Genomic DNA, 16558 nt, shown 5'->3' with positions numbered 1-16558 from the left:
TATGGCACTGCCTCTTGTAGAAGTAACCAATCTGACCAAACGCTATGGTCAGGAAACAGCGCTCAATAATATCAGTTTCCAATTGATGTCTGGTAAAATTATCGGTCTTTTAGGGCCAAATGGATCTGGTAAGACTACTCTCATCAAATTGCTTAACGGCCTCTTACAACCCAATGAAGGCCAAATCCTTATCAACGGAACGGCACCGTCGCCAGAGACCAAGAAAATCGTGTCTTACCTGCCTGACACCACCTACCTCAACGATAATATGAAGGTGGTGGACGCACTTGATTTCTTTAAGACCTTTTATGACGACTTTGACACCGAAGCCGCGATGGATCTCCTCAAAGATCTCAACATTAACTTGGACATCCAACTCAAGAAACTCTCTAAAGGGAACAAGGAAAAAGTCCAACTCATCCTGGTTATGAGCCGCAAGGCCAAGCTTTATATCCTGGACGAACCGATTGGTGGGGTTGACCCTGCAGCTCGCGATTACATCCTGCGGACCATTATCAACAACTACTCGCCAGAAGCTTCAGTCCTGATTTCTACCCATTTGATTTCAGATATTGAAAGTATTTTAGATGAAGTGATTTTTGTCAATCGTGGCCATATTGTCCGCCAAGGAAATGTGGACGACCTCCGTGTTCAACACGGTGAGTCCATCGATGAACTCTTCCGTGACGATTTTAGAGCTTAGGAGGTTTTTATGTTTGGAAAATTATTAAAATACGAGTTTAAAGCTGTCGGAAAATGGTACCTGGCCCTCTACGGCCTCAGCATTGTCGCTTCAGTCTTCCTAGGGTTTTGGCTTAAACACATGAATGCAGGTGGCCTCGAAGCCAGCGCATCTGTTCTTCCTGCTATTGTTACAATCCTTACCTTTATTGGCTTCGGTGTCTTGATCGCTTCCCTGGGTCTCTCTACCCTCTTTTCTCGTCATCCGTCGATTTAGGGAAAATATCTACGGCCGTCAAGGCTACCTGACCATGACCCTCCCTGTGACTACCCATCAAATCCTGCTCAGCAAACTCACTGCAGCTGCAGTATGGAACATCTTAGCAGCGGTTACCATTCTGATCACGATTAGTATTATCTCATTCATTCTGGATCCGACTGTCTTCCAACGGATTGATCTGACGGAATTCTTAAACAATCTACCGTTCACTACGAGCCCTCTCTATCTGGTCAGTTTAGCCGTAGAATTTATCAATTCTATTTTACTGATTTACCTAGCCATTGCTATTGGGCACATGGCGGAAGACCGTCGCGTTCTTCTCTCTTTTGTCGCTTACTTCCTCATTCATGCCCTCTTGATTAGCTTAGATTTGACTGTCGTCTCTCGATTGCTACAAAATATTAATAATATAGATCTTTATCTAGGTCTCAATACAATCTTCCAACTTCTGATCGGTTTCATCGCCTACTTCTCAACCCATTACCTCATTAAGTACAAATTAAATATTCAATAAATATTAAAAGCTTCCTCCTTCGAGATGGAAGCTTTTTCTTTCCAAAAACTCAGCGAGAATCTAGTCTAAAACGTGTGGCAATCACAAAACCTAATCCCCCGCTTATAGCCATACTGAATTAAAATAAACATTAGATGAGTTAAACTGATACCGACTTTCGGTAAAATAAATATGGATAGACTATCTTTTCACCTGTCGCACTGAGCCAAAAACGTACCGATGATACGCAAGATAAGTAACATCCACACCTGTCTATCATTCATCCTATCTCATTTTGTTTTTGGAAGAGTATCAAAGAAACTCAATCTAGCCTAAGAAACGAAACTATAGAACTGGAGTTCACCGGAGCGAGTTGACAACGGTATCTTTAATTTTTAAAGAATATTAGCTGGTCAACATCCGCTTGAAAGATCAAATTTCCTAAACGCAAAAAGAGCTAGGAAAATTTCCTAACTCTGGTTATTGATTATAATTCAATGTCTCCGAAGAGGTCAGCCATTGAGAAACCTGTTTGTGTTTCTGGCAATTCGAAGTCACGTTTTTCTTGACGTGGACGACGTGGGCGAGATTGACGTTTTTCAGTTTGTTCGCCTTCAGCTGGAGCTGGACGCTCTTCCAAAGCCTTGATAGAAAGAGATACACGTTCGTTCTCAGCATTCACTTCAAGAACTTTAACAGTCACATCTTGACCAACACTCAAAGCATCTTTTGGATTTTCAACACGTTTGTGCGAAATTTGTGAGATATGAACCAAACCATCGATACCTGGCAGTACTTCAACGAAAGCACCGAAATCAGTCAACCGTTTTACCTTGCCTTCGATCACATCACCAGCAGCCAACTTTTGCTCAACGCCATCCCATGGTCCAGGGGTAGTTGCTTTCAGTGACAGAGATACACGGCCAGCTTCTTCATCAAGTGCCAAAACTTTAACTTCTACTTCATCTCCAACAGCTACAACTGATTTTGGTGATACATTACGCTCATGAGACAATTCTGTCAAGTGGATTAAACCATCAACTCCACCAAGGTCGATGAAGGCACCGAAGCTAGTGATGCGAGCAACCTTACCAGTTACAACTGAACCAACTTCAAGCTTGCCAAACACTTCAGAACGTGCTGCTGCAGCTTGCTCTTCAACCACTTCACGACGTGAAAGGATGAAACGGTTCTCTGCTGGATCAACTTCTTTGATCTTCGCTTCAATCTCTTGACCTACAAAACGCTCAGTGTTACGAGTGAAGCGAGTGTCAATCATAGATGCTGGAATGAAACCACGAAGGCCTTCAAACTCAACAGAAAGACCACCTTTGACAGCACGCGTCACAGTAACAGTCACAACCTCATCTTCACGGCCAACCAATTTGTCCCATGCCTTACGAGCTTCCAAACGTTTTTTAGAAACAAGATAAGTCACAGTATCAGTGTCTTTACCAACAACTTGACGAAGCACCAAAACTTCAAGGGTTTCACCTGGCTTTACCAAGTCAGCAACGTTAGCGTCGCGGTCACTTGTCAACTCACGGCGAGTCAACACACCTTCAACACCAGTGCCAGAAATCACTACATTAGCTTGATCGTTATCAACGGTCAATACTTCTGCAGTTACCACATCGCCTGTGTTAACTTCACTTACACTGTTCAACAAATCTTCAAATTCGTTCATTATTAAAAAATCCTCCACATCAGCTAGCCCGATTGCTAACTGATAAAAATATATTTTATTTAAGGCACCCGCAACGACAACAACGCTTTTAAAATGACGTCAGGCAAAGCCTGATACCTTGACTGGGGTAGCTGGATTCGAACCAACGCATGAGGGAGTCAAAGTCCCTTGCCTTACCGCTTGGCTATACCCCAAAGTTAGTTGACTAGTCTAAGAAAACTGAACTCGGGCTAAACGCTATGTAAAAAAGATAAGTTATCTCGCAAATCAGAATTTGCCACTAACTTCCTATTTTTACTTTGCGTTTGGACGCCCTTAGCCTCTTAGACTATGGAGAGAGAGGGATTCGAACCCCCGAACCCGAAGGAGCGGATTTACAGTCCGCCGCGTTTAGCCTCTTCGCTATCTCTCCAGCACCAACAAAATTCATTATATCATGATTTTTGAGGCATTTCAAGGATTTTTAATGATTTAAGTTATAATTTTCAATAATCGCTTCAACGGCTTTCTCAAGTTTTTTGAAAAAGGCTTCTGCATTTCCACTTTTAACGATTGCAAACTGGTTAGTTGAAATTTCTGCAATCTGACCAATGTCTCTCTTGCCCAACCTCAAAGAATAGCCGTCATAAATTTGCCCAGATACTTCCACTTTAGCATCTGCCAGTTGAAGTTCAATTTTTTTATCTTTTTTACTCATTTTTTCACCTCATCCTCTATTTTATATAAAATGACTAGAGCTGACAAGTGCCAACTCTAGTAAAAACAGAAAAAAGTCAATCTAGGTCAACAGGCACAATCCAACCTTCTGGTGCTTCTATATCCCCGAATTGAATCCCTGTCAATTCATCGTAGAGGCGCTTGGTCACAGGTCCAACTTCAGTCTCACTGTAAAAGACATGGAAGGCTTCTCCGTGCTGTACACCTCCAATTGGAGAAATGACAGCTGCCGTTCCACAAGCACCTGCCTCGATAAACTGGTCTAAATCTGCCACAAAGACATCTCCTTCAACGGGTGTCAAACCTAGGCGGTGTTCTGCCAGGTAAAGGAGAGAATATTTGGTAATCGACGGTAAGATAGATGGACTCTTAGGTGTCATAAATTGTCCATTTGCTGTAATCCCAAAGAAATTAGCTGAACCAACTTCTTCAATCTTAGTATGGGTAGCTGGATCCAGATAAATCACATCGGAGAACCCTTTAGACTTAGCCGTCTTCCCAGGCAAGAGACTAGCAGCATAGTTTCCTCCGACTTTGGCTGCACCTGTTCCATTTGGCGCCGCACGGTCAAATTCGTCTTGAATGAGAAAATTAGTGGGTTGAAGTCCACCTTTAAAGTAATTTCCAACAGGCATCGCAAAAACGGTGAAAATGTATTCCTCTGCTGGTTTGACACCGATAATATCGCCAATTCCAATTAGGAGTGGACGCAAATAAAGGGTCGCCCCTGTGCCATAAGGCGGCACGTAGTCTTGATTTGCTTTGACCACTTCTTTACAGGCCTTGATGAATAATTCCGTTGGAACCTGAGGCATGAGGAGACGATCGGCTGTCCGTTGCAGGCGCTTGGCATTCTCATCTGGGCGAAAGAGTTGGATAGAACCATCCTTGGTCCGGTAAGCCTTCAAGCCCTCAAAGGCCTGTTGTCCATAATGGAGAGCTGGCGAACTCTCTGATAAATGCAAATCAGCGTCTTCGGTCAAGCCACCCTCTAGCCACTGTCCCTTCTCATAGCGCGCTAAAAAGCGATAGGGTAATTTCATGTAGGAAAACCCTAGGTTTTCCCAATCGAGTTCTACAGTCATACGGACTCCTTTGTACTTTTCAATCTGCTTTTATTCTAGACTTTTTTGCTTAAAAAATCAATAAATTTTCAGAAAATTCTTTTTAAAATAGCTGAGCTCATAGAATGTTTCGCCTGCCACACTTACTGGGCTGGCAAAAGCTAGTGACCTGCTCTGCTATTGCCCTAAAACACCACCAATAGCCTCAACATGTGCTAGACCGCCCAGGTCATAGACGTTTGTAAAGCCAGCGTCACGCAGGATTTTCGCAGCCTGCGCTGATCGAACGCCTTTGAGGCAGTGGACATAAATCGGCGTGTCCTTTGGCAGGTCTGGTAAGAGCCCTTTCTCCATATCGGTGAATGGGAAGCTCTCCGTGATGCCGAAATTGCCTGCCTCATACTCTGCTTTTGAGCGGACATCGTAGAAAACGTCACCATCTTCAACAGCCTGCTCGACATCAGCAAAGCTAATCTGATGTTTCTGAGCATCAGGACCAGCCTTGCTCCAATCGATACTAGCTGTTGACCGCTCTGTCTGTGCGGGTGCTGACTGACTAGTCTGCTGATTAGCGCAAGCCGTCAAGCCTAGCCCTACCAAGGCTAGGAGAGATAATTTTTTCATAAAATACTCCGTTCATATTTCAGTAAAACTCTTGCCTCTTACGGAAGATGGAAGCAATCAGTTAGCTTAAAGGTCGCACCATCACAATCTCTTCATCATCTCCTTCAGAAGTTACTTGGAAACCAAGCGAGTCATAAAAGCGCCTAGCGGCTGGATTGTCAGCTGTGTAGCATAGCCGAACCTGCTGGTAACGACCGTCTGCTAGCATGACGTCAAAAACCTGTAACATGGCTTCATACCCATAACCTCGTCCCTGGTATCTTTCGTCGATGAAAAATTGGCTGAGCTCATAGGTCTGACCTTTGGGGTAATCATAGTAAAGCACCATCCCTATAGGGATATCATCATGAAAAATGATGAACGCACGGCTATGCTCTGCGCGATAGGCATAAGCTCTGGCTAAAATCCTTTCACGAGGAGCAACGAAAGATAACTGATTAGCCGAAACGGCTAAGTCTACTCGCCAATTCTCAGGGGTAATCGTCTCTAAGCGAATCATGTTTGACCTCATTTTAGCATACTAGCTCTTGCCACGCCAATCTCTGAAATGGTGTCAGAGATGAAGCTACCGTTGCTGGTGCGTTCGGATTGACCGAGCTCCGCTAGGTTGATGGTATAAGTCGCACCGGCTTGGTCCACTACTTGCAAGACCTCTGTCTGCTGGCTGGTTTCTGTGCTGAACAAATCCAGCTCTGTGACTTCTGACTGGACACTTCCTGCCGCAAAGACACGGTGAGGTTTGGTCTTGAGCTCACGGAGGACTTGAAGGCCGCGACCTGCCCGCTTGGCGGTTGGAATGTCTGCGACAGCCATCCGCTTGAGACTACCTCTCTGGGTCAGGAGGTACATGCTGCTACTGGTCACGACAAAGCTGGCAGCTACTTGGTCGCAGTCCTTGAGGTTGATGGCCTTAACCCCTGCGGCCTTACTGCCGATCACTGGGACTTCTTCGACGTTAAATCGTAGAGCGTAGCCATTGGTCGTCACGACCATGATGTCATCAAGTGCGACTGGCGAGATAGAGACCACTCGGTCATCAGCGTCCTTAAGCTTGGCAAACTTGACCGACTTGGACTTGTAGGTCCGCCAAGGGGTAAACTCTTTTCGCTCTACCCGCTTGATTTGCCCTGACTGGGTCGTGGCAACGTAGGTCGTCGTGTCAAACTGATCAACAATCTCAGCATAGAGCACCTGCTCCTGCTGGTCAAAATTGGTCACTGTTTGGCTCAAGTGCTCTCCGATGTCCTTCCACTTGGTGTCCGTCAACTCATGGACAGGACGGTAGATGACATTGCCAAGGTCTGTGAAGACCATCAGGTGCTGGGTCGTCTTAGCCTGCGCCAAGAAAATCAGCTCATCGTCTTCACGCTTGCCGATTTCCTCTACCGTAGAGGCAGAGAAGGAACGTGGGCTAGTGCGCTTGAGGTAGCCTGCTCGGGTCACGCTGACATAGGTCTCCTCCTCGGCGATGAGACTGGCGGTGTCAATCTCGATAGACTGAGCCTCTGCCTGCAGCTCTGACAGACGTGGACTGGCAAACTTTTTCTTAACGTCACGGAGCTCTCGCTTCATCAGGTGGTACATGGTCTTCTCGTCACCGATGATAGCGGATAAGGTCGCAATCTGCTCGCGTAAGCTCTTGTCCTCTTCTTCTAGGGTGACAATGTCCGTATTGGTCAAGCGATAGAGCTGGAGGGTCACGATGGCTTCTGCCTGCTCCTCGGTAAAGTCGTAGGAGACCTTGAGATTTTCCTTAGCGTCAGCCTTGTTATCACTTGCACGGATGAGGGCAATGACCTCATCCAGAATGGACAGTACTCGAATCAACCCCTCAACAATGTGGAGTCGCCGCTCTGCTTTTTCCTTATCAAACCGAGACCGCGCGATAATGACCTCCCGCCTGTGGGCGATGTAGCTGGTCAATATCTTGGCTAAGCCGACCTGACGAGGGGTGAAGTTGTCGATAGCGACCATGTTAAAGTTATAGTTGATTTGCAGGTCGGTATACTTGAGCAGATAGTTGAGAATGGTCTGGCTATCGGCGTCTTTTTTGAGCTCAATGGCAATTCGTAGGCCGTCTCGGTCACTCTCATCACGCACCTCAGCAATACCAGGCACCTTGTTGTTGACCCGCACATCATCAATCTTCTTAACTAAAACAGCCTTGTTGACCTCGTAGGGAATCTCGGTGATGACAATCTGCTCCTTGCCGCCCTTAAGGCTCTCGATAGCTGTTTTTGACCGCACCACGACACGACCCTTACCAGTTTCGTAGGCTTTCTTGATTTCATCAGCCCCTTGGATAATCCCCCCTGTCGGGAAGTCCGGTCCAGGCAGGAACTCCATGAGCTTGTCCACCGAAGCATTAGGGTGGTCAATCATGTAGACCACTGCATCAATGACCTCAGCCAAATTGTGCGGTGGGATGTCGGTGGCATAACCAGCCGAAATCCCTGTCGCCCCGTTGACCAGAAGATTTGGAAAGGCAGCAGGCAAAACGGTCGGCTCTTTTTCCGTGTCGTCAAAGTTCCAGGCAAAGGGCACGGTCTTCTTGTCGATGTCATTGAGCAAGAAGCTGGACACCTCTGACAGGCGAGCCTCGGTATACCGCATGGCCGCTGGCGGATCACCGTCCATGGAACCGTTGTTTCCGTGCATCTCGACCAGAATCTCACGGTTTTTCCAATCTTGTGACATACGGACCATGGCCTCGTAGATGGAGCTGTCCCCGTGGGGGTGGAAATTCCCCATGATATTTCCGACCGACTTGGCCGATTTACGGTAGCCCTTGTCAAAGGTATTCCCGTCCTTGTTCATGGAGTAAAGAATCCGCCGCTGAACGGGCTTTAGCCCGTCACGAATATCAGGCAAAGCCCGTTCTTGAATAATGTATTTGGAGTAGCGCCCAAAACGCTCTCCCATAATGTCCTCTAAGGACATGTGTTGAATGTTACTCATTGTAACTCCTGTTTATGTTGTTCTTATGATAATCGCATTAAGTAGTCTGATGTTGAGGAGGTTATCAACTATCTCTCCTGCTTCCACTTCCGATAAGCATCAATATCATTATGAACTAACTTCCAGCAAGTCCCAATCACGATGACATCATCCAGCTGTCCCAGGAAAGGAATCCAGTCTGGCACCACGTCAATAGGAGACAGGAAGTATAGCAGCGCACTGATGATGGCAATGATGGTTTTGGTCGGGACTTTTCGGTAATCGCCTTTCCAGTAACTTCTCACCATGGCAATCAAGATAGGGATCGCCTTGATTTCCTCACGGACAAAGGGAATCCGTGCGATTTTTTGTTCTAGTTTTGCTAAGAATGGCTCCATTTTTGCATCATCTTTTAGGATTTCTTCCGCCTTTTTATAGCGACTTTGCATAGCCTCCAAAGCCTTTTTATGTCCAATATTTAGTTTCATTGGTTTCTCCTTATAGGTCTTTTGTTTTCTATAGTTGGCAGCCTTCTTGTTTGAGACTTCCTCATGACGAGTCTATTCAGAAATATCTGGAATCTCTTAGCATAAACTTACTCAACTAAAAGCCCCAGTCTCCTCCAAACTAAACCGCACATTGTCCTCAATCCATTTGCGGCGAGGTTCGACCTTGTCGCCCATAAGGGTGGAGACACGGCGCTCGGCACGCGCTAGGTCATCAATGGTCACCTGAATAAGGGTGCGGGTCTCAGGGTTCATGGTAGTCTCCCAGAGCTGGTCGGCGTTCATTTCCCCTAGTCCCTTGTAGCGTTGGAGAAGAGCGCCTTTTCCGAACTCTTTGCGTAAATCCTCCAGCTCACCGTCCGTCCAAGCATAGGCGATTTTTTCTTCGGTTTTTCCTTTGCCTTTGCTCATCTTATAGAGTGGCGGCAGCGCGATGTAGACATGCCCCGCCTCGACCAGCGGCCGCATGTAGCGGTAGAAAAAGGTTAAGAGTAGGGTTTGGATATGGGCACCGTCTGTATCCGCATCGGTCATGATGATAATCTTGTCGTAGTTGATGTCAGCGATATTGAAATCCGCCCCAACACCAGCTCCGATGGTATAAATCATGGTGTTGATTTCCTCGTTTTTGAGGATATCGCTCATCTTGGACTTTTCGGTATTGATAACCTTACCTCGTAGCGGTAAGATTGCTTGAAACTTGCGGTCACGACCTTGCTTGGCAGAACCGCCCGCTGAATCTCCCTCGACCAGATAGAGCTCATTTTTCTGGGCATTTTTAGACTGGGCTGGGGTCAACTTACCAGATAGCAGCCCCTTGTCTTTCTTGTTCTTCTTGCCACTTCTGGCATCATCACGCGCCTTTCTAGCCGCTTCTCTAGCATCTCTGGCACGAATAGCCTTGCGGATGAGGTTGCTGGCAGTTTCACCATTTTCCATGAGGAAAAAGGTCAATTTCTCGCTGACAATGCTATCGACAATGGGACGAGCAAGGGGGCTGCCCAGCTTATCCTTGGTCTGCCCTTCAAACTGGAGATGGGCTTCAGGAACAAGGATGGATAGGACCGCTGACAAGCCCTCACGGTAGTCAGACCCTTCTAAGTTTTTGTCCTTTTCTTTCAGAAGCCCTGTTTTTCTCGCGTAGTCATTGAGGCTCTTGGTAATGGCAGTCTTAAACCCTGTTTCGTGCGTACCGCCGTCTTTGGTGCGGACATTGTTGACAAAGGAGAGGATATTGTCAGAAAAGCCATCGTTGTACTGCATGGCAATGTCGACTTGGAACTCCTGCTCCTCCCCTGTAAAGGCGATAATCGGTGTCAGGGTTTCCTTGTCCTCGTTGAGGTAGGCGACAAAGTCCTGCACACCATTCTCATAGTGGAAGGTAGCCTCCTCGCCAGATCTTTTGTCTGTCAAACTGAGAGTGACGTTCTTGAGTAGGAAGGCAGACTCCTTGAGCCGCTCTGCTATTGTCCCATACTTAAAGTCAACCGTGGAGAAAATCTTCGGATCAGGCAGGAAGCTAACCGTCGTGCCAGACTTGGACTTGGGCGCAGTGCTAATCTTTTCAAGGGTGGTCACGGGCTTGCCGCCATTTTCAAAACGCTGGCGGTACACGGCGCCGTCCCGAGTGATGGTCACTTCTAACCAGCTAGACAAGGCATTGACGACGGACGAGCCCACCCCGTGAAGACCACCAGAGGTCTTGTAGCCGCCTTGACCGAACTTGCCCCCTGCGTGGAGGACGGTGAAGATGACCTCGACCGTGGGAATGCCCATGGCGTGCATGCCGACCGGCATCCCACGCCCGCTATCGGCCACCGTTACCGATCCATCGGTGTTGAGGGTCACCTCAATCTTGTCTCCAAAGCCAGACAGGGCCTCATCGACCGCGTTATCGACAATCTCCCAGACCAGGTGGTGAAGGCCCACGCCATCGGTCGAGCCGATGTACATGCCCGGACGCTTCCGCACCGCGTCCAGCCCCTCCAAGACCTGAATGGCGTCATCGCCGTAGTTGTTAATACTAATCTCTTTCTTAGACATCATGACCTCCAAATTTGTCATCTCTACTATATTACAGGTTTTTAAAAAAATTTGCAAAAGTTTTCGCTAGTGATTAGGCGACCACCTATGCTATAATGAGCTTATGATAATTCTAGCTCTTATTTTAGCCTATCTTTTGGGCTCCATTCCATCTGGACTCTGGATTGGCCAGATTTTTTTTCAAAAAAACTTGCGCGACTACGGTTCAGGAAATACCGGCACGACCAACACCTTCCGAGTGCTTGGGAAAAAAGCTGGTATCGTTGTTTTTCTGCTTGATTTTCTGAAAGGAACCATCGCTACTCTCCTGCCTAGCCTCTTTGGCATTTCTGGTATTTCCCCTCTCATTTTTGGGCTCTTGGCGGTCATCGGCCATACTTTTCCGATTTTTGCCCAATTCAGGGGTGGCAAGGCTGTCGCGACCAGTGCTGGCATGCTGATGGGCTTCATTCCCCTCTACTGCCTCTTTTTGATGCTTATCTTTGTGATAACCCTCTACCTAACCTCTATGATTTCCATGTCTAGCGTGGTGGCAGCTGGGGTTGCTATTGTGACTGTCCTGCTCTTTCCCCAGCTTGGGTTGCTTTTGCCCAAGGGAGATTGGGTCCTCGTTTTAATCGTTATCAGCGCAGCAAGTATTGTCATTATTAGACATCGCGATAACATGGCCCGCATTCGAGCTAAAAATGAAAACCTAGTTCCTTGGGGGCTAAATATTACCAACCAGAAACAAAAATAAACGGCAACCACCGTTTATTTTTTGTATGGTCTGGAGCAACTTGCCTGGGTTTGCCATATGAAAACAAGTAATATCAAGATGTGAAATCTGATCAAAACTTCAGCAACAAGAAGAGATAAGTGATAAAGCCCCTGAGGTTATCCGGATGACTAGACCACTAAGCCAGAGGGCTATTTCAAATCTTACTCATCAAACCGTGTCAAGTCATACTGTTCAATCAGCTCATTGAGCTTACTGGCATAACTGGTATCCGTGGCATAGCGGCCTTGAAGATAGGCAGTGGCATCTCGGTAGGATTGTGTCCTACTCCGCCAGGCCCCAGCGTAAAAATCAGGAGCCCCTATCAGACCTTTCCTAAGAAGCCTTGCATTGTCCTTGAGAGAAGCATGGTAGGTTGGGTACCGCCTGAACTTGGCCATAATCGTATAGCGTTTCCCTGTCCCATCGTCCTCTGCTGTTTCAATCTCATAAGACTTGCCCCAGTAGTCTCCTTTGATGCCAAAGAGGTTGTTGGCTTCTTTGGTCAGCTGACTTTGCCCCCAATCGCTCTCTAAAATCGCCTGGGCCACCATGACAGAAGCATAAAGGTCATGCTTGTTTGCCAATTCTTTGGCAGTAGCGCCAACTATTTCAATAAAGGCAGAACGGTCAGCCCTCTCAAAAGCTAGCTGCTCTGTTCTCAGCCGCCATTGCTGAAAGGCAAACAGCCAAAAGACAACCAGACTAGCTAACATCAAATAGGCTTTGACTTTTTTCCTGATAGCAGGCTTCAGCCGATACTTCTTCCTCGGGGACTTAGGCCTGACCTTAGCTCTTTTGTTTGACTTACCGACTGGCATGGTTTTCCCCTTCTCTGGTCTCTAAAAAAGTCTCCAGATCAATCTCATGACCATATTTAATAGCTGCCTCTTTGTCCTTTTCGAGAATCGTTTTTGTCAGATCCAAATCGTTAATGGCTGCAATGGCCACAATATAATGAATCATGTCTGCTAGCTCAGTCGCAAGCTCTTTATCCAAATCCGCTTTATCTTGCGCCTTTCGGCCGGCACGTTGGTTGAGAATTTCAGCAACTTCACCTATTTCTTCGACCAATTTCATAAAAAGCCCCTGCTCCTGCCCTCGCTGGCTATAGTGGCTTGCTAGATAGTCTTGTAATTCTTGAATCGTTAATATCATTGTTTTCTCCCTACTTTTGTCACTTTTGCTGTTGATTTAACCGCCTTTAAGTCCTTCATTTGACCCAGGACAAAAATCCCAATGGCCAACAAAATCAGCAGAAAGGCAGGCCATTCTTTAACGCTGACGACTTCACCGTATACCCCAATGGCTAATAAGAGCTGGATGGTCGGATTAATGTACTGGATAAAGCCAACTAGATTCAGCGGTGCACGCTTGACCCCTTCTGCAAAGAGAAGTAAAGGAATCGCCGTTACGACTCCTGATAAGGCGAGTAAGATCATTTCCAAAGGGGTATAAGACCAAAAGTCCTCGCCCTTAATCAGTAAATAGGGCAAACTAAAGACCAAGACACAGGAAGCCTCAAACAGCATGGCAAAATCACTGGAAACCCCTAATCCTTTCTTCAACAAGCCATAAAAACCAAATGAAATAGCCAAAGCCAGAGCGACTAGGGGCAATTGACCTGATTGGAAAAGCAAGAGCACCACACCAGCCCCTGCCAGCAGGAAAGCGACTTTGCCGTACTGGCTAATCCTTTCTTTCAAAACCACTACTGACAGGCAAATGGATACTAGTGGCATGATATAGTAGCCCAGGCTCGCTTGGGCAGCCTGGCCGTGGGTCACCGCCTGAATATAGACAATCCAGTTGAGGGCAATGGCGCCACTGGCAAGAAACATCAGAAGCAAAGACTTTTTATCTTGTCGCAAACCTTGCCATTCCTCAATATAAGCCTTTTGCTTGCCGGCTAGAGCCATATAAATCAAAATGGTAACTACCGTAAACACGATACGGTAGGAAAAAACTGTCAGAGAGGCAATGCCGCCCAGTAGTTTCCAGTAGAGGGATAAAACGCCCCAAAGTAGGTAACAAACGAGGACCAATAAAAGTCCCTTTCGTGTCTGATTCAATACAAGTCCTTTCTTTTAGCGTGCAACGTCTTTTCCTAAAGAGATTTCTAACAAAGGCTGAGGAGCTTGCCCTTTTGAAAAAGCTAGCAGGGTCAGAGACCTTATCTCTCCCTTAAACGGAGCTTGACTCTCCTGGCAATAGGAAAAGGCTTGACCAAGCTCTTCCTTATTAAGATAGTTGGCCAAGGTCACATGGGGTAACCAAGTAGCTGGACCGTACAAGGATTGGTGATCGCTAGACTCATAAGTTGCCAAAGCCATGTGTAGCTGATGGTGAAAGTCAGACAAGGATTTGGTCAACTGAGGCGCCCAGTAAAGCGTTCCAGACTGTAAAAAGGACCCTATACTGCTAATCTGGATAGGAACTCTTTCAGAAGCTTGAGCAAATTGCCGAAGGGCATCATAAAACCGGTCTATTTCAGCAATATCGCCATAAGTTGCTAGCGTCAGATGGGGTTGGCGATCTGGGATTTGGGCCGCATAGTCCGATATGCCAGCTTGGGCCAACTCCTCCCAAACCCGCCTAACCTTTTGATCTGTCATTCCATCAAAGCCAGCAATAATCGCATACGTCATTTCGGGCTCCTTTTGGCCTAATGCTCATAAAAAATAACACTCTGACCTTTGAGAAGGTTGTTTTGATAGGAAAACTTAGCTGAAAAGAAGGGCTTATCCTCTAACAGCCAAGATAAGAATGTCAAATCTCCTTCCCAGGTCGGTTTTAGCAAAACCTGGTCGTAAGGGACCCATTCTAAATCACCTTCTGGACAATCAACTGTCAACTCCCCCTCAAACTCAGTAACCCTAAAAACATAGGTATACCAATCATTTTCCGGAGTGAATTCAGGAAAGGTAATCACTCCCTTCAATGCCAACTTAGTTGCTGTCAGTCCCGTCTCTTCAAAAATTTCTCGCTTAGCACATTCTTCTGGACTTTCACCTGCCTCAAACTTTCCCCCTACGCCGATCCATTTCCCAGCGTGGACATCATTTTCCTTTTTATTGCGATGGAGCAAGAGCAGAGCCTCTCCATTATCCACATAACAAATCGTTGCTAACTTGACCATTTTTCACCTCAACCAATCAATCGTTGCTCTGCCATTTTCCACCAAAAAAGCATTAGCCCTTGAAAAAGGACGACTGCCAAAAAAGCCACGGTAAGCCGACAAGGGACTAGGGTGAGCCGACTCCAGCACCAGGTGCTTAGGATTGGTAATGAGAGCCTTCTTTTTCCTAGCATAGGAACCCCATAGAATAAAGACGACTGGCTGGTCCAGATCGTTCACCACCTGAATGGTCGCGTCGGTAAAAGGCTCCCAAATCAAGCCAGCATGCCCATTGGCTTGACCGGCCGGAACGGTCAGGCAGGCATTGAGCAAGAGGACTCCCTGATCTGCCCAAGGCGTCAAGTCGTGCTTTTCTTTGGCGCCAACATCCTCCGCTAATTCCTTTAAGATGTTTTGCAGGGATGGCGGCGCTGGCAAAGTGTCCGGAACTGAAAACGAAAACCCCTGTGCTTGGTTTGGACCATGGTAAGGGTCCTGTCCCAAAATGACTACCTTGACATCTTCCAAGGAAGTGTGCTGCAAGGCTGCAAAGACCTTGTCCTTGGGTGGGTAAATGGTTCCGGTCTCATAGACCTGCTTTAGGAAGGTATTGATCCTGGCAAAATAATGTTCTGGCAACCGTTCTTTGATCCGTTCATGCCATATGGAATGCTCTACCATGTTCGACTCCTTTCTGTCTAATTGTTTTCCAAATAAAATTCAAATCGCTCGCCTGCATACTGGCTCTTAACGTACTCAAAAGGGCTGCCATCTTCTAAATAAGATACCTGGGTCAAGCCCAAAATCGCCTGGCCTTCTGTCAATTCTAAATACCTGGCAACCTTCTCTTCAGCCAGACGGGCATAGATGGTCTGCTGGCTTTTTCCAATCTTAAAGCCGTGCTCAATCAAGGTCTGAAAAAAATGCTGGGTCACAGACTCCTGATCAAAAGCCGCAATCAATTTCTTCGGAACCACTGCCACTTCATAGACAACTGGCACCTGATCTGCAAAGCGGATCCGCTCCATTCGAACCACGTTATCAGTATGCCTCAGGTTAAGATGGGCTTGCTCCTTCTTACTGGGTTTATCCTCCGTATAAGACAAGAGTTGGCTAGACGGCGTTTTCCCTTGGGACTTAATGATCTCTGTGAAACTTGTCGTCCCCCGCATCTTTTCCTGAATCCGATTGCTGGCAACATAGGTCCCCGAACCAACTCGACGCTCCAAAATCCCCTCTTCTACTAGCAAGGTGATAGCTTGGCGAAGTGTCATCCGACTCACCTTAAAGGTGTCCGCCAGATCACGCTCGCTGGGCAAACGCTGACCAATCTTCCAGATTCCCTGATCAATCTCGTCCTTTATCTGGTGATGAATATGTAAATATGCTGGTATCATGTCTGATCCTTTCTGAAAAAATAGATGTAAATATTTCTAAGAAACGGTTAGAATCTCTTGGTTCATGAGCGTAATCAAATAGTTGAGTCGTTCTTTCATTCAAAGAGATATCGAATAGCCTAAATCAGGACACTTGGAAATGTTGCAACATCTAAACCCAGGATCCTTTCGCTCTTTATTCGATTTAACACTCTTTCAAAATCAAAATAAGATAGAATGAGTGACGGACTTATGTGGCTGTTACGTACCTTGTG

General features: G+C 46.6%; 19 protein-coding genes and 2 tRNA genes. 4 read left to right on the top strand and 17 right to left on the bottom strand.

Annotated elements, in window-relative coordinates:
- Position 1 precedes the first annotated feature (1 nt).
- The 3 genes from ABID29_RS05665 to ABID29_RS05655 are packed head-to-tail and all read left to right on the top strand — an operon-like array spanning position 2 to position 1475.
- Positions 2 to 703, top strand: coding sequence for an ABC transporter ATP-binding protein (locus ABID29_RS05665; protein WP_354365020.1), 702 nt, complete (start codon positions 2 to 4; stop codon positions 701 to 703).
- A 9-nt stretch (positions 704 to 712) separates the two neighbouring features.
- Positions 713 to 958, top strand: coding sequence for a hypothetical protein (locus tag ABID29_RS05660; RefSeq protein ID WP_354365018.1), 246 nt, complete (start codon positions 713 to 715; stop codon positions 956 to 958).
- Positions 959 to 992: 34 nt separating this feature from the next.
- Complete coding sequence (locus ABID29_RS05655) at positions 993 to 1475, top strand: hypothetical protein (RefSeq protein ID WP_354365017.1); 483 nt, start codon at positions 993 to 995, stop codon at positions 1473 to 1475.
- A gap of 466 nt (positions 1476 to 1941) precedes the next feature.
- On the opposite strand, the gene rpsA is transcribed toward ABID29_RS05655, so the two are convergent.
- The 10 genes from rpsA to parE all read right to left on the bottom strand — a co-directional run bounded on the left by rpsA (position 1942) and on the right by parE (position 11032).
- Entirely contained in the window at positions 1942 to 3141 is a 1200-nt protein-coding gene (rpsA, locus tag ABID29_RS05650) for a 30S ribosomal protein S1 (RefSeq protein WP_354365015.1), read from the bottom strand.
- A gap of 122 nt (positions 3142 to 3263) precedes the next feature.
- Positions 3264 to 3335, bottom strand: a tRNA-Gln gene (locus ABID29_RS05645).
- A 137-nt stretch (positions 3336 to 3472) separates the two neighbouring features.
- Positions 3473 to 3553, bottom strand: a tRNA-Tyr gene (locus tag ABID29_RS05640).
- Between the two features lie 51 nt (positions 3554 to 3604).
- Positions 3605 to 3838: a DUF2969 domain-containing protein gene (locus ABID29_RS05635; protein WP_354365013.1), complete on the bottom strand. Its 234-nt coding sequence runs from the start codon at positions 3836 to 3838 to the stop codon at positions 3605 to 3607.
- A gap of 76 nt (positions 3839 to 3914) precedes the next feature.
- Positions 3915 to 4943 carry a branched-chain amino acid aminotransferase gene (locus ABID29_RS05630; protein ID WP_354365011.1) on the bottom strand — a complete coding sequence of 343 codons (1029 nt, stop codon included), beginning with the start codon at positions 4941 to 4943 and terminating at the stop codon, positions 3915 to 3917.
- A gap of 156 nt (positions 4944 to 5099) precedes the next feature.
- Positions 5100 to 5546 (bottom strand): rhodanese-like domain-containing protein, encoded by a 447-nt coding sequence (locus ABID29_RS05625; protein ID WP_354365009.1) that lies wholly within the window; start codon positions 5544 to 5546, stop codon positions 5100 to 5102.
- 61 nt (positions 5547 to 5607) lie between these two features.
- Entirely contained in the window at positions 5608 to 6045 is a 438-nt protein-coding gene (locus ABID29_RS05620; protein ID WP_354365007.1) for a GNAT family N-acetyltransferase, read from the bottom strand.
- Between the two features lie 8 nt (positions 6046 to 6053).
- The gene (gene parC, locus ABID29_RS05615; RefSeq protein ID WP_354365005.1) at positions 6054 to 8504 is read right to left on the bottom strand and encodes a DNA topoisomerase IV subunit A; all 2451 of its coding nucleotides are present in this window, start codon (positions 8502 to 8504) and stop codon (positions 6054 to 6056) included.
- A 68-nt stretch (positions 8505 to 8572) separates the two neighbouring features.
- Complete coding sequence (locus ABID29_RS05610) at positions 8573 to 8971, bottom strand: YkvA family protein (protein ID WP_354365003.1); 399 nt, start codon at positions 8969 to 8971, stop codon at positions 8573 to 8575.
- 111 nt (positions 8972 to 9082) lie between these two features.
- Entirely contained in the window at positions 9083 to 11032 is a 1950-nt protein-coding gene (gene parE, locus ABID29_RS05605) for a DNA topoisomerase IV subunit B (RefSeq protein WP_354365002.1), read from the bottom strand.
- A 103-nt stretch (positions 11033 to 11135) separates the two neighbouring features.
- On the opposite strand from parE, the gene plsY reads away from it, so the two are divergent.
- Complete coding sequence (plsY, locus tag ABID29_RS05600) at positions 11136 to 11771, top strand: glycerol-3-phosphate 1-O-acyltransferase PlsY (RefSeq protein WP_354365000.1); 636 nt, start codon at positions 11136 to 11138, stop codon at positions 11769 to 11771.
- 182 nt (positions 11772 to 11953) lie between these two features.
- Here the strand turns inward: plsY and ABID29_RS05595 are convergent, their stop codons facing one another.
- From ABID29_RS05595 to ABID29_RS05565, 7 genes are read right to left on the bottom strand one after another with little or no spacing between them, the layout of a single operon-like run.
- Positions 11954 to 12610: a glucosaminidase domain-containing protein gene (locus ABID29_RS05595; protein WP_354364999.1), complete on the bottom strand. Its 657-nt coding sequence runs from the start codon at positions 12608 to 12610 to the stop codon at positions 11954 to 11956.
- Entirely contained in the window at positions 12597 to 12947 is a 351-nt protein-coding gene (locus ABID29_RS05590; RefSeq protein ID WP_354364997.1) for a MazG nucleotide pyrophosphohydrolase domain-containing protein, read from the bottom strand. The genes ABID29_RS05595 and ABID29_RS05590 overlap by 14 nt, the downstream gene beginning before the upstream one ends.
- On the bottom strand, positions 12944 to 13861 hold the full coding sequence (gene rarD / locus ABID29_RS05585; protein ID WP_354364996.1) for an EamA family transporter RarD: 918 nt from the start codon (positions 13859 to 13861) through the stop codon (positions 12944 to 12946). The genes ABID29_RS05590 and rarD overlap by 4 nt, the downstream gene beginning before the upstream one ends.
- Before the next feature lie 15 nt (positions 13862 to 13876).
- Entirely contained in the window at positions 13877 to 14437 is a 561-nt protein-coding gene (locus tag ABID29_RS05580) for a 2'-5' RNA ligase family protein (protein WP_354364994.1), read from the bottom strand.
- A 17-nt stretch (positions 14438 to 14454) separates the two neighbouring features.
- Positions 14455 to 14928 carry an NUDIX hydrolase gene (locus ABID29_RS05575; RefSeq protein WP_354364993.1) on the bottom strand — a complete coding sequence of 158 codons (474 nt, stop codon included), beginning with the start codon at positions 14926 to 14928 and terminating at the stop codon, positions 14455 to 14457.
- A gap of 3 nt (positions 14929 to 14931) precedes the next feature.
- A complete protein-coding gene (locus tag ABID29_RS05570) occupies positions 14932 to 15588 on the bottom strand; it encodes a uracil-DNA glycosylase (RefSeq protein WP_354364991.1) in 657 nt (218 codons plus the stop codon).
- Positions 15589 to 15605: 17 nt separating this feature from the next.
- Positions 15606 to 16304 carry a GntR family transcriptional regulator gene (locus ABID29_RS05565; RefSeq protein ID WP_354364989.1) on the bottom strand — a complete coding sequence of 233 codons (699 nt, stop codon included), beginning with the start codon at positions 16302 to 16304 and terminating at the stop codon, positions 15606 to 15608.
- Positions 16305 to 16558 lie beyond the last annotated feature (254 nt).

This window comes from Streptococcus rupicaprae, assembly GCF_040545225.1.
In the GTDB taxonomy this organism is placed as follows: Bacteria; Bacillota; Bacilli; order Lactobacillales; family Streptococcaceae; genus Streptococcus; species Streptococcus rupicaprae.
This window is presented reverse-complemented; position numbering and strand designations above follow the sequence as displayed.

Coding starts and splice junctions, on each gene's coding strand:
- ABID29_RS05635 (WP_354365013.1), bottom strand. CDS start 3,838: ATGAGTAAAAAAGATAAAAAAATTGAACTTCAACTGGCAGATGCTAAA.
- plsY (WP_354365000.1), top strand. CDS start 11,136: ATGATAATTCTAGCTCTTATTTTAGCCTATCTTTTGGGCTCCATTCCA.
- ABID29_RS05595 (WP_354364999.1), bottom strand. CDS start 12,610: ATGCCAGTCGGTAAGTCAAACAAAAGAGCTAAGGTCAGGCCTAAGTCC.
- rpsA (WP_354365015.1), bottom strand. CDS start 3,141: ATGAACGAATTTGAAGATTTGTTGAACAGTGTAAGTGAAGTTAACACA.
- parC (WP_354365005.1), bottom strand. CDS start 8,504: ATGAGTAACATTCAACACATGTCCTTAGAGGACATTATGGGAGAGCGT.
- ABID29_RS05610 (WP_354365003.1), bottom strand. CDS start 8,971: ATGAAACTAAATATTGGACATAAAAAGGCTTTGGAGGCTATGCAAAGT.
- ABID29_RS05565 (WP_354364989.1), bottom strand. CDS start 16,304: ATGATACCAGCATATTTACATATTCATCACCAGATAAAGGACGAGATT.
- ABID29_RS05665 (WP_354365020.1), top strand. CDS start 2: ATGGCACTGCCTCTTGTAGAAGTAACCAATCTGACCAAACGCTATGGT.
- ABID29_RS05580 (WP_354364994.1), bottom strand. CDS start 14,437: ATGACGTATGCGATTATTGCTGGCTTTGATGGAATGACAGATCAAAAG.
- ABID29_RS05655 (WP_354365017.1), top strand. CDS start 993: ATGACCCTCCCTGTGACTACCCATCAAATCCTGCTCAGCAAACTCACT.
- ABID29_RS05590 (WP_354364997.1), bottom strand. CDS start 12,947: ATGATATTAACGATTCAAGAATTACAAGACTATCTAGCAAGCCACTAT.
- ABID29_RS05570 (WP_354364991.1), bottom strand. CDS start 15,588: ATGGTAGAGCATTCCATATGGCATGAACGGATCAAAGAACGGTTGCCA.
- ABID29_RS05660 (WP_354365018.1), top strand. CDS start 713: ATGTTTGGAAAATTATTAAAATACGAGTTTAAAGCTGTCGGAAAATGG.
- parE (WP_354365002.1), bottom strand. CDS start 11,032: ATGTCTAAGAAAGAGATTAGTATTAACAACTACGGCGATGACGCCATT.
- ABID29_RS05625 (WP_354365009.1), bottom strand. CDS start 5,546: ATGAAAAAATTATCTCTCCTAGCCTTGGTAGGGCTAGGCTTGACGGCT.
- ABID29_RS05620 (WP_354365007.1), bottom strand. CDS start 6,045: ATGATTCGCTTAGAGACGATTACCCCTGAGAATTGGCGAGTAGACTTA.
- ABID29_RS05630 (WP_354365011.1), bottom strand. CDS start 4,943: ATGACTGTAGAACTCGATTGGGAAAACCTAGGGTTTTCCTACATGAAA.
- ABID29_RS05575 (WP_354364993.1), bottom strand. CDS start 14,928: ATGGTCAAGTTAGCAACGATTTGTTATGTGGATAATGGAGAGGCTCTG.